The following is a 12,287-nucleotide window of genomic DNA, read 5'->3' as shown; positions in this document are numbered from 1 at the left end:
GAGTCAACTTACTGGTGGTAAAAAATTATACTGTTAGCTAATTCGGAATTAATCGATTATTTGGTGCGGAATCTGAGATTAAATATTGGTCAGTATCGTTTTGTATAATTAAACCATGCTCGAATAACAATCTGGCTTGCTCCTTAAAAAAGTAACCCACCGGTTTGAGGATACTCTGTGAGCATAGCCTTGGTGGGTTTTCTTAGTTAGATTATCGCTTGTTTTAGTATTTTTTCAATTATTATCTACCTATCAACATGTTTCTTAATTAAACCCTTTTACCTACTGAGACTTCTGCAACTATGGCATTATAGATCTTTATTTGTTGATTATTATCAAGCTGCCCCAAAATTCTTACTATTTCGGCTAAACGATCATCTTCAGTATAAAAATATCCAGTGGGAACAAGAAGCACATCAGCAATACGCTTCAATGTAAGGAAATCAGGAGTATGTTTCCCTGTCTCATATTGATTCATGCGAGGACCAGCTGAAAATTCATCCATCCCTGAAGCCACTCCTAACTTTCTTTGAGATATCTTCGCGATTTTTCTGGCTTCTTTTAATCTTTTGGGTAGAGGTGAATCAACCATCTCTCTTAGCTCGATTATTTAAATAGGAATATAAGTAAGAGATTCTTAGTTTTTTCCTTGACAATATAGTAAGGATTCCTTACCATTTACCACAAATGGTCAAATAAAGACCATTTGTGGTAAATGGTTCTATTCCAGAGCCTCATAAGAAAGCTCGACAAAAACAATAATAATTGGAAGCCACTATCTAATTTCTTATCCTGTTGTTAAGGTAATCAATGAAAATTAAAGTACTGTTACTGAACGCTCTTCTTTTGCTCATGCAGACCAATCTTCTTTGTTCTAAAATAACTAAACGCTCAAAAAGATTAAAAATATTTTGAGCTTCAATTTCTTTTTTAGTCTGATAGCTCCTTTTTTTAGGTTCGTTAAATTTTAAATTTTGTCTATGCGTAGAGAATGCTTGTTGCCTACGTTGGTGGCACAATAGTAGGCGCATTGTTACATCAATGCTAGTAATTAAGTCCTGATATAGTACTGCGTCCACGTCCTCTGTTTTCGCAAGCCTTTTCCAATTTGCTAATGAAGCGTATGATACCCCTGCATATTTACATGCAACTTTTAAAGTGAAGCCTTTTTCTATTCCTTCAACAATGGCATTTTTTATTTCATGGGTTAGTTTTCGAGGTCTTCCGCCTTTACTTTTCATTAATGCCTCCTTTTTATAGCCTGAAAAAATAGAAACTTCAAAAACTTCTATTACTCTGTGTCAATAGCATGCCTTGAAGAGTATTGAACAAATCGGATTGGTCTTTGATCTACAGCATATAAATATTGTAGAGAATTTGCATGAAACCAAAAACCGAGCACACCCTCCCAATCACCATTACGTTGTTTATCACAAATCCATTTGCAGTCTGCTGAATTGATAATTTTTTCTTCTTTTTCATCTAATATTACCCCGCTAACCTTGGCTTGCATTAAACGTTCCTTTTCTTTATTACGCCAAATAATAAAGCAGTTATCAGCTAGATCAGAGATTGTACCAGTACCTTTAATATCTAATTTACTTGGGGGTTTTGATTCATCAAATCCTTTTCTAGGATGAACTACAATATGAACTTGGCAATTATGTTTGTTTTTAAAATCACACAGCTGATCCATAAATATCTTTTGAACGTTATAATCATCATCAGCAATATCCAATTTCATTAGCGAATCAATGATAAAAACGTCAACTCCATAACGTTGGCGAGCGTATAAAAAAACATCCAACAATCTTTCGGACCTTGCTGAACCAACAAGGTCAAACAGCCATAATTTATCTTCATACCATTGATGTATCGCTGCTATGTATAGCCTAGGCCCAATAAATTGATTATGTTTACGTGCTCTATTGAAATATCCTGCTTAATTAAATCACATAATTGCAAATAAACTGGTACTAAAGATAAGCTGTTCGCATTAATTTTAACATCTGTATGTAATATTCGATTTATCATTTGTTGTGATCGTACAGAATCTTCATAAAGTTCAGTCATTATAATTTCTCCGTTAGTTCATTTATTTGGATTTGATTATTGTCATCACACAGTAACCAATTGCTATACCATTCCATAAGAAGCCTGCGCTCTTGCTTAAAGTCCGCACGTAAATAAACGCCCCTCACACCTTGAACCCTGTGAGCTAGCCCCATCTTCATTCGCGCTGCGGGAATATTCCATTCTGCTTTTTGTAAATCAAATTCAGACCATTTTGCTTCGCGTAGTTCTGATGGCCTTGTAAATACATGCGCCAATAATTCCATATACAATTTTTGTGGAGTTAGTTTTTTTAATAACCATCATCATTTTATGAGCTTCATTTGCGTTTATAGCAGGCTGATTCTTAACCTTTGGTTTAGGCATTAAAACCTTTTTTAAACCAATAAAAGGATAATTAGTAGTAAGTGATGACCCAACTGCAAATTCAAATATACTTTGCAGTCTGGCATATAAGCGATGTGCTACATCATGATGACCTAGGTCTTCGTGGGGTTTAATAATATTTAACAAATCAGTTTTTGTTATATCATCGATGGGTTTATTACCTAAAGATGACATATCACGTGAAATGCTTTTTTCATGGCGATTTCTTGCAAAATCCTTCCAGGAGGATTTATATTTTTGAAACCATTGATCAGCTATTAAGCCCAAAGTTAATTGTGCTTGCTCTGCTCCATCATGATTTGCTCTTGGGTCAATTCCCTTATTAACCAAATTTCGATAAGACAAAGCGATGTCACGAGCTTCAGCAAGACTAATACTTTGATAATTTCCAATAGTGATAGTCTGAGGCTTTTTATCCCACTGGAAACGAAAAATGAAGACTTTATTGAGTTTTTTCTTGCTGGGTCTAAGTTCTAACACTAATCCATCACGATCAGTATGACGTTTTCCATCTTCTATCTTTAAAGATCTGATTTGAGTATCTGATAACATTGTAATCACCTCAACAAAGCGGTGACCTTGGAGCAAAGGGATAAAAAAGTTTACCCAAAATCTTACCCAAAGTACGCGCGGTTAAATACGAAAATTAACGAATCGTTGAGAAAGATTTGATAGAGAAAAATCGATGTTATTTTATTATTAATCAATCAGTTAGATACTGATTTGAACTCTTGCGAACCATTACAAAATATGTAATTGGTGCCCAGGGCCGGAATCGAACCGGCATGGTGTTACCACCGAGGGATTTTAAGTCCCTTGCGTCTACCTGTTTCGCCACCTGGGCTTTTTTTCTTGTTTGGAGGCTGAGGCCGGAATCGAACCGGCGTCCACGGCTTTGCAGGCCGCTGCATAACCACTCTGCCACACAGCCAACTGATACTGCGATGCATGTACCACTTGTATGCTGCTCTAAAAAAAAAGCGACTTTTTTGTCGCTTTAAATTTGGAGCGGGAAACGAGACTCGAACTCGCGACCCCAACCTTGGCAAGGTTGTGCTCTACCAACTGAGCTATTCCCGCGTCTCCATGGGTGTGCATTTTACAGGATTATCGGATCCTGTCAACAAATAATTTAATTTTTTTTCGATAATTCTGGCCATGCTATAGAGAGGTAAATAACCATAGACCAAATGGTTAAAATCGCGGCCACATATAACAAAATAAACCCAAATATTCCCCACCAGGAATTTACAGGATTAAAAGCTAATAACAAAAACAATGCCGCCATTTGTAAAAATGTTTTTACTTTTCCAACATAACCCACCGCAACACTGGCTCGTTTACCAATTTCTGCCATCCATTCTCTTAATGCTGAAATTACAATTTCTCTGCCCACAATGATTATTGCAGGAATAGTGATGTAATTAAGATCCTTAACACCGACTAAAAGCAATAAACTGGTTGAAACCAGAAGTTTATCAGCCACCGGATCTAAAAAAGCCCCTAGCGGTGACATCATGTGTAACTTACGTGCCAAATAACCGTCGAGCCAATCCGTAAAACTGGCTGCAGCAAAAATACCTGCAGATACAGTGCCTGCCCATTTAACAGGTAAATAAAAAATAACTATCAACACCGGAATCAATACGATACGAAGTAAGGTTAATAAATTAGGTAAACTGGTTAATGTACTCAATGTTTGATACTCCCTTTGCAGACATAATCCTAGTAAACATCAGCAGATGTATTAAGGATGATATTAACGAAAAAATATAGTGCTCTCTCTGTCTTTCAATAATTTAAAACTTTATCTACTGACGCCTGGATAAAGCGCAGCGTAATCCGGGATGGGGATCAGGCCTCCCCCATTACGCCTCGCTAATACGGGCTACACTCCTGCAATCATCCCTTAATTTTCGGGCAATAACCTAAATAATCCGTTATATTTTATAAATGTAAATAGTCAGCAAATAATTTATAGTCATCAAATACGGCCAAAGCACCTGCTGCTTTTAATGCGCTTTCTTGTTGATGATAAAAATCAACGCCGATGGCATTAACCTGGATGCTTTTTGCCATTTCTACATCAGTAATGGAATCACCTATCATTAAGGTAGTCGCTGCACACCCACCCACTTCATCAATAATTTCTTCTAGCATCTGCGGGTGTGGTTTTGCTGGCACCTGCCCTGCGGAACGCGTAACCTTAATGAATTCATCAAGACCTGTAGTTTGTAATGCACGCGTTAATGACTGATGCCCCTTGTTGGTGGCAACAGCCATCTTTATATGTGCATCATGTAGTTGCTGAATAAATTCGCGGACTCCGGGAATTAAAAAAACATCCAACGACCGTGTATGCATTGAGCGGTGTACCGCATGTATTAACTGCTCATGTTCCAAAGCAGACAAATGCGGGTATGCTTTTACTAATGCGCGTTCTAAACCAAGGTCCACATGTTTCCTTGCCTCTTCAGGCTCAAAAGTTCCAAAACCGAGTAAATCTGCTTCTACAGCAACAGTATGAAATACTGCGCCTAAAGTGTCTGCAATAGTGCCTTCCCAATCAAACACTACCAAATCATAATGATTGCTCATTGCTCACTACACTCCTCGCACGCAATTGTTTTAGTGTGTTAGAAAAGACTTCATCTGCATCAGCTTGAAAGAAATGTTTAGTTCCATTCAATTCAAATTGGATGGAACGTGCATGCAAATAAAGACGATGATGTCGATTATCTATGCCTTCTACCTCTCCTGCAATAGATCCATACTTTTCATCACCAACAATAACATGTCCTAAATGTGCACTATGAACTCGAATTTGATGAGTACGTCCTGTTTTTGGACTTGCCTCAACCCAACATGCCTGTTGGTAATTCTCGAGTAATTTAAATCCGGTTTCTGAAGCTTTACCCTCATCGCTTACCGAAACTACACGCTCGCCGGATTTCAACGTATTTTTTTCTAGGGCTGCGCGCACGGTTAATTGTTTTTTTCCTTCCCAACGATGGGTTAATAATGCCCAATAAGTCTTCTGTACTTCACGGGCTTCCAGCAAAGCATGCATGGCTCTTAGAGTACTTCTCTTTTTAGCCAGCAAAAGACAGCCTGAAGTTTCTCTATCCAAGCGATGAATTAATTCTAAATACGCCAGATCGGGTCTGGTTTTTCTTAGTGCTTCAATAACACCTAGGCTTAAACCACTACCACCGTGTACGGCAATGCCCGAAGGCTTGTTAATCACTAAAAAACATGCGTCTTCATAAATAACGCATTCTTTAAGGCGTTTTGCCATGGCATCACCAACGAATACCTCTTTGGATTCTGAAATACGAATTGGTGGAATACGAACCATATCTCCCGCATGCAAACGAGAGCTAACCTGGGCTCTCTTCTTATTAACACGAACCTCGCCACCTCGAATAATTCGGTAGATGTGGCTTTTAGGTACGCCCTTTAAAATTCGGATTAAGTAATTATCCAGACGTTGTCCTTCTTCTTCATTACTTATTTCTCTATAACTTACTTCATTCATTGTCAATAAACCTGTTTTCTGGGCGTGTTTTTTTTGATATGATCGCCTGTAGCATGGGAATAATCCCATGCAACCGAATTATAACGCATAAATATAAAAAAAGCGTAACTATTTACCGCACTGCCAGGGTATCTGTTTATAATTCACTATTAGAGCCATTTGGCTTAGAACGTGAATTTATCATCAGGCCCAATTTTGAGTCTGCAAACACAACGCAGCACAAGGATAACAGGGTATAAGGCAATTAGTTACAGAAAAATCGCGCTTCCATTTAAGCTTAAAGATATAAGGAAGCGAACCAATATGCCAGAGACAAATTGATCACATACTTGACAGAAACCTACGCATGCCAGACATGCTTTATACCGACTGCGAATTATATTAAGACGTTTACACGTCTCCTTTTTACGTGTTTGATTCGTATTCAGTATATTATCCAGTATGCACCTCCGATGATTCAGGGAACATGCGTAAATTCTGTCCACTCGGCTGCGGATTCGCTTAAAGATCACATTTCTTACTGTTCAAAAAGTGAACCTCTAAGATATATAGAGCCTTACACTATCGGAACTTAAATGAAAGCGCCCTAAACATGGGGTTACAGATGGAAAAAATGTTAATTAATGCCACGCAAACTGAAGAAGTCCGCGTTGCACTTATTAAAGACAATCGTTTGTTTGACCTGGACATTGAATGCCCAGGAGAAGTAAAGAAAAAGGGTAATATTTATAAAGCAACCGTTACTCGTCGAGAGCCAAGTCTTGATGCTGTTTTTGTAGAGTACGGTTCAAAACGTCAAGGTTTCTTGCCGCTTAAGGAAATTGCACCTGAATATTTAAGCCGAAATCCTGATGATTTTGGTGATGATAAACCACCAATTACTTCGTTAATTCGCGAAGGCCAGGAATTATTAATCCAGGTAGACAAAGAAGAGCGCGGTAACAAAGGTGCGGCCTTAACCACGTTTATTACCTTGGCTGGATGCTATTTGGTGTTGATGCCGAATAATCCTCGTTCAGGCGGTATTTCCCGACGTATTGAAGGAGATGAGCGTGATGAATTACGTGAAACCTTGAATGCATTGACGCTTCCTGAAGATATGGGTCTTATTATCCGTACAGCAGGCGTGGGCAAAAGCCAAGAAGAATTGCAAGACGACTTGGATATGTTATGTAATCAATGGCAATCCATCAAACAAGCCTACAATAGCGAATTATCACCCTGCCTAATCCATCAGGAAGGTGATGTAATTATCCGTTCTATTCGCGATAATCTGCGTAAATCAATCAGTGAAATTATCATTGATGATCAGATTTCTTACATCAAAGCGAAGCAATATATTGAGCGCGTAAAACCTGAGTTTTTACCTAATTTGAAGCTATATAATAGTAGTATTCCACTGTTTAATTTCTATCAAATTGAAAGCCAAATAGAAACAGCTTATCAACGCCAGGTAATGCTACCTTCTGGTGGTGCCTTAGTTATCGATAGAACTGAAGCTCTGGTTTCAATTGACGTTAACTCAGCTAAAGCTACTGGTGGTTCTGATATTGAAGCAACTGCATTTAACACGAATATCGAAGCAGCAGATGAAATTGCACGTCAATTACGTCTACGTGACTTAGGCGGTTTAGTGGTTATCGATTTCATCGATATGAGCTCAAGCAAGAACCAGCGTGATGTTGAAAATCGCTTAAAAGAAGCATTACAAGCCGATAGAGCACGCATCCAGGTTGGTCGTATTTCTCGCTTTGGTTTATTAGAAATGTCGCGTCAACGCCTAAGATTATCATTAGGTGAAACAGCTCAAGAAGTTTGCCCACGCTGTGAAGGCCGCGGCACAGTTCGCAATATTCAATCACACGGGCTTTCCATTACCCGTCTTATTGAAGAAGAAGCATTAAAGGAGAAGACCGCTGAAATACAAGTGCAGCTTCCTCCCGAAATGGCTACCTACATCATGAATGAAAAACGTAACTTTATTCGCGAAATTGAAAAAAGACATAGCGTTTCAGTAATGATTATCGCTAATCCTTATCTACATTCACCACAGTATACGATTACTCGTTTGAAAGAAGATAACGTAGGTAAGACTAAAAAACCAAGTTACAGCCTAATTCAGCAACCTGAATTACAAGTCACAAGTAATGATCAAGAGGCGGCTGTTCGTGATGAACCTGCAGTAAAACCATTTGCAGGCCACCCTACTCCTAAAAACCTACATAACGGCTTTATTAAGCGTTTATGGTCAAGTTTGTTTGGTGGACATACGGATACGACAACAACTGCAGCACCTAGCCATGCGAAAAAAACGCATAACCGTAATCCAAACCAAGGGAAATCAACCTCCCGTGGAGCTGGTGGTGAGCGCAAACCCCAACAAAACCGCAGACGTCGTTCCGGTAGCAACCAACAACAACGTACTGGAAATACAGCTGCCAATGCAGGCAACGCAAGCAATGCGAACCCAGGCCAGCAACAACAACGCCGAAGATCGAATACCAACCAACAGGGTTCTCGTTCTTCCGCACCACGTGAAGGTAATAAAAAAAGGGAAGCCCCCCCTAAAGAACAAATTGAAAAGTAATCTTCTGTAGCCTGGTTGCTGGCAACTAGTGGCACTGGCTTAAAGTAGTTATCTTACCAATAATACTCTCGAATTACCGCGGTCAAGCTGCGGTAATTCGACTTTCTATAAGCTATGCGACACTTAAATCAGCACCATTAACCAGCATTCTCCCTTAGTCAAGACAGCATTTTTTTTAGGAACTCCAGGTGACACACGCCCCCTTTTCACCTAAAATCACAAGGCTTGACGATAAGATCAAAGCACCCTATCTTTAGATCCACTCTCACATCTTAAAGGACTAAAAATGATACCTGTCAAAGGATATGCAGCCCATGATACCAAATCACCATTAATACCTTATGAATTCAATCGTCGTGAAGTAGGAAAAAACGATGTCTTAATCGATATTCAATTTTGTGGCATTTGCCACTCAGACATTCACCAAGTTCGTGATGAGTGGGGTGGTTCTGCTTTTCCAATGGTCCCAGGACATGAAATCATTGGCACGGTAAGCAAGGTTGGTTCAGGAGTAACCAAGTTTAAAGAAGGAGATCGGGTTGGTGTGGGTTGCTTTGTTGATTCATGTCGTAAGTGTGTTAATTGCAAAGAAGATTTAGAGCAATATTGCGATGAGGGAGCAACACTAACCTATAACAGTAGAACGCGTGATGGTAGTGAGGCTACTCAAGGTGGGTACTCCACTAAAATCGTTGTGGATGAAAATTATGTGTTACGAGTCCCTGAAAATTTACCGATGGATGCCGCAGCTCCTCTTCTCTGTGCTGGTATTACCTTATATTCACCGCTTAGACATTGGAATACAGGCACTGGAAAACGGGTCGCCATCTTAGGTTTAGGTGGCTTAGGGCACATGGGAGTAAAGCTCGCCCATGCCATGGGGGCTGATGTGTCTGTGTTGAGCCATTCAATGAACAAAGAAGCAGATGCGAAACGTTTAGGGGCAGATCACTTTTATGCAACCTCTAATCCCGAAACATTTACTAAATTAAATAACTCTTTTGATCTTATCATTTGCACTGTTTCGGCTAAATTAGATTGGACTCAATACCTAGGCCTGCTCAAACGTGATGGGGCAATGGTTGTGGTTGGCGTGCCCTCAGATGAAATCCCAATACACGCATTTGCTCTTATTGGCAAGCGTTTAACTTTGGCTGGTTCAATGATTGGCGGTATAAAAGAAACCCAGGAAATGCTCGATTTTTGTGGGAAACATAATATCGTTTCTGATATTGAATTAATCCCCATGCAGAAAGTAAATGAGGCCTATGAACGCGTAATACAAAGTGATGTACGTTATCGTTTTGTGATTGATATGGCTTCGTTATAAGCGTTGTAGCCCGTATTAGCGCAGCATAATACGGGCTACATGCCCTTAAGGTACAACGTTCGGACTAGCGCCAAATAAACTCATAACCAGCATAACAATAAATATCACAATAAATAAAAAGAATAAGATCTTAGCTATGTTTGTAGCAGTTGAAGCAACACCTCTAAAACCGAATAAGCCTGCAACAATCGCAACTAGTAAAAATATGACCGCCCACTGTAACATAAAAATCTCCTTATTAATTTCACAACAGGAGTAAAAGGCTCACCACCTATTGTTTAATATAGCGTCATAATGTTCTTTTTAAGTATAGATTATTTTGAGCATTGGGTGACTAAAACTACCCAGCAGCAATTGGATTAACGCCGATGTTGGGATTAATACCGCAATCATCAAGAATCTTGAGTAAATTGTTCCCTTTTTTAGTGAAACGATTAATACAATACTCCGTCAGATAACTTTTTAAAATATAGTAATATTCATCCAAAGTTAAAATTCGTAGTATTTTCTCTGCTCGTTCTAAGTGCTTGATTTGACTGAATTCGCAAGCTTGAAATAAGACTCCACCCAACATCGCAGCGATACTTGCCTTTCGTTGAGGACTTGCCAAATAAAAACGCTGTATGCATTCATCCAACGCACGATCTTTATCCCATTCCACCCATTCATCATAGAGTTTCATAGCAGGTACTGGATTAAAGGCATTTTGCGTGATAATACCTTGGATGGCATATGCGACAGGGATTATCGCCTGTATGTTGGCCCAAGAACAGTTACCCGCAATTTGAGGACTAATTGGCATACGCGCTACGGGAATTAAGCCCAACTGCTGATTAATTTGCTGATGAAAATAACGCCGGCTTTGTTTCTTATACATAAAATTTTGTAAAAAACTTAGGTTAATGGCTTCAGGGCGGGTAATTTGGTAGATATTAACTGTGCCTTCTTTAGTGCTATTTTCACCCCGATCTATTTTTGCCCACCATTGCCCAAAGCGAATAAAACCCATGGCGTGTCCACGGCTTGCCGCAGGAAGAATCAACATGGGTGCCTGTAATATTTGCTGCATGCGGGAAAAATGTTGATCTTGTAACATGGGTATGTGTTGCAATTGTAATAATTCAGCTGCATCATTAAAAGCATCAATAATTACGTGCAACAGGGGAAAATAGTCGCGTAAATGACGTGTTGAATAACTACTGGTAAATCGTCTTAAAGAGTCCTTCAGTACGGCGACAGTAAACTCCAGCATAAAGCCTTCATAATCTAACTCAATAAATTCGCCTTGAGCATTGACTATATCGACGTCACCTTGTAATTCAAAACGATGGCCCAAAAGTTTGCCATTAATAAAGTCTAAAGCAAAATCGAGTCGTGCCCCATATTGATATAATAAATGTTTTAAGGGATCTTGGCCGCGCAATACGGGATAAACCAATATGGAAAGCCCATTGCGTGTGTAGGCATTCGCATCAGCGCCATGCTCTAATAATAATCGCACCATATCGATGTCATTATTATCGACAGCCCAGTGTAGCGGTGTATGCCCGGTCACGTCTTGTCCATTCACATCAACTTTACGCGCAAGCAATTGTGCGGCAATTTTAGGTTGACGGGTAATCGCGCATTCAATAAGCGGGGTAAAACCATATTCATCAATATCGTCTAAAGATTCGCCTGCACGTACATAGGCATCAAAATCAGGCATGCGATGACTGATAATGTCATTAGCAATGGTCATTAGTAAGGCCCTCTAGGTGTAGGTGCCTTATTAAATTTGGGCATATTACCCAAACGCAATTGCTTCTCCATTTCTTGCTCACGACGCTGATTATCGTATTCACGACGAGCGGCTGAATTTAAAGGAGGCTCGGGATTAACGTTCGGGTCAATACCATCAAAACGCTGATTATCTAGATAAGGGTGTTGAAGCATACCATTATCAGCGGCTTCTTCAGGAGTATCTCCAATATTATCCGAGGTGTTATGTTCACGCGCATTCACACGAGCTATTCGGCGCTCCCCATCTTGCTCCATGAGGCGTCGTCTGCGCTCCATATCTTTGGTTTCAGCAGCAAAATAGCTACCATCAGCCCCACGGGCTGTTGGCAAATTGGTATCTGGAATCGTTACTTTAGTGCTCATAATTACTGAGTATATACCTAAAAAAACTTTATGGCTAATTGCAGTACATTCTGTTAAATGTATCTGGGGTTAAACAAAATGTCACTATTAATTTAATGTGGGCATGGGGAATATTTTTCAAGGGACTGCTGGTAATTAAATTCCTCACTACGTTGCCTTGGGTTGCGTCACTACGCTCGCAATGACGATGTAGCGAGACAGAAGCAATGTGACAATAAGGACGGCAC

At 39.6% G+C, this 12,287-nt stretch carries 12 protein-coding genes and 3 tRNA genes; 2 read left to right on the top strand and 13 right to left on the bottom strand.

The window, feature by feature from the left end; all coding sequences use genetic code 11:
* Positions 1–268: 268 nt before the first annotated feature.
* The 10 genes from ACQY7T_RS08565 to ACQY7T_RS08520 form a co-directional block, all read right to left on the bottom strand.
* Positions 269–592 (bottom strand): helix-turn-helix domain-containing protein, encoded by a 324-nt coding sequence (locus ACQY7T_RS08565; RefSeq protein ID WP_428412649.1) that lies wholly within the window; start codon positions 590–592, stop codon positions 269–271.
* A 187-nt stretch (positions 593–779) separates the two neighbouring features.
* Entirely contained in the window at positions 780–1,241 is a 462-nt protein-coding gene (locus ACQY7T_RS08560; protein WP_428412647.1) for a transposase, read from the bottom strand.
* A 50-nt stretch (positions 1,242–1,291) separates the two neighbouring features.
* Positions 1,292–1,744: a hypothetical protein gene (locus tag ACQY7T_RS08555; RefSeq protein ID WP_428412645.1), complete on the bottom strand. Its 453-nt coding sequence runs from the start codon at positions 1,742–1,744 to the stop codon at positions 1,292–1,294.
* A 533-nt stretch (positions 1,745–2,277) separates the two neighbouring features.
* Positions 2,278–3,012, bottom strand: a complete 735-nt coding sequence (locus ACQY7T_RS08550) for a tyrosine-type recombinase/integrase (protein WP_428412643.1) — start codon at positions 3,010–3,012, stop codon at positions 2,278–2,280.
* Positions 3,013–3,217: 205 nt separating this feature from the next.
* Positions 3,218–3,304, bottom strand: a tRNA-Leu gene (locus tag ACQY7T_RS08545).
* A 13-nt stretch (positions 3,305–3,317) separates the two neighbouring features.
* Positions 3,318–3,391: transfer RNA gene (locus tag ACQY7T_RS08540), tRNA-Cys, on the bottom strand.
* A 73-nt stretch (positions 3,392–3,464) separates the two neighbouring features.
* Positions 3,465–3,540 (bottom strand) — tRNA-Gly (locus ACQY7T_RS08535).
* Positions 3,541–3,592: 52 nt separating this feature from the next.
* Positions 3,593–4,156, bottom strand: a complete 564-nt coding sequence (pgsA, locus tag ACQY7T_RS08530; protein ID WP_428412641.1) for a CDP-diacylglycerol--glycerol-3-phosphate 3-phosphatidyltransferase — start codon at positions 4,154–4,156, stop codon at positions 3,593–3,595.
* A gap of 251 nt (positions 4,157–4,407) precedes the next feature.
* A complete protein-coding gene (locus tag ACQY7T_RS08525; protein WP_428412639.1) occupies positions 4,408–5,058 on the bottom strand; it encodes an HAD family hydrolase in 651 nt (216 codons plus the stop codon).
* On the bottom strand, positions 5,042–5,998 hold the full coding sequence (locus ACQY7T_RS08520) for an RluA family pseudouridine synthase (RefSeq protein ID WP_428412637.1): 957 nt from the start codon (positions 5,996–5,998) through the stop codon (positions 5,042–5,044). The genes ACQY7T_RS08525 and ACQY7T_RS08520 overlap by 17 nt, the downstream gene beginning before the upstream one ends.
* Before the next feature lie 604 nt (positions 5,999–6,602).
* Here ACQY7T_RS08520 and ACQY7T_RS08515 point away from each other — a divergent pair.
* Together ACQY7T_RS08515 and ACQY7T_RS08510 are read left to right on the top strand one after the other, a co-directional pair.
* A complete protein-coding gene (locus tag ACQY7T_RS08515) occupies positions 6,603–8,585 on the top strand; it encodes an Rne/Rng family ribonuclease (protein ID WP_428412635.1) in 1,983 nt (660 codons plus the stop codon).
* Between the two features lie 286 nt (positions 8,586–8,871).
* Complete coding sequence (locus ACQY7T_RS08510; RefSeq protein ID WP_428412633.1) at positions 8,872–9,915, top strand: NAD(P)-dependent alcohol dehydrogenase; 1,044 nt, start codon at positions 8,872–8,874, stop codon at positions 9,913–9,915.
* A 45-nt stretch (positions 9,916–9,960) separates the two neighbouring features.
* Here ACQY7T_RS08510 and ACQY7T_RS08505 read toward each other — a convergent pair whose 3' ends face one another.
* The 3 genes from ACQY7T_RS08505 to ACQY7T_RS08495 form a co-directional block, all read right to left on the bottom strand.
* Positions 9,961–10,140: a DUF1328 domain-containing protein gene (locus ACQY7T_RS08505; RefSeq protein WP_428412631.1), complete on the bottom strand. Its 180-nt coding sequence runs from the start codon at positions 10,138–10,140 to the stop codon at positions 9,961–9,963.
* A 115-nt stretch (positions 10,141–10,255) separates the two neighbouring features.
* Positions 10,256–11,656, bottom strand: coding sequence for a Dot/Icm T4SS effector AnkH/LegA3 (gene ankH, locus ACQY7T_RS08500; RefSeq protein ID WP_428412629.1), 1,401 nt, complete (start codon positions 11,654–11,656; stop codon positions 10,256–10,258).
* Positions 11,656–12,060 (bottom strand): hypothetical protein, encoded by a 405-nt coding sequence (locus tag ACQY7T_RS08495; RefSeq protein WP_428412627.1) that lies wholly within the window; start codon positions 12,058–12,060, stop codon positions 11,656–11,658. The genes ankH and ACQY7T_RS08495 overlap by 1 nt, the downstream gene beginning before the upstream one ends.
* Positions 12,061–12,287: the final 227 nt, after the last annotated feature.

Origin of the sequence: Legionella sp. (genome assembly GCF_965140895.1) — a bacterium.
GTDB lineage: Bacteria > Pseudomonadota > Gammaproteobacteria > Legionellales > Legionellaceae > Legionella.
Note: the sequence above shows the minus strand (reverse complement) of the source record. Positions and strands in the feature narration are given on the sequence as shown.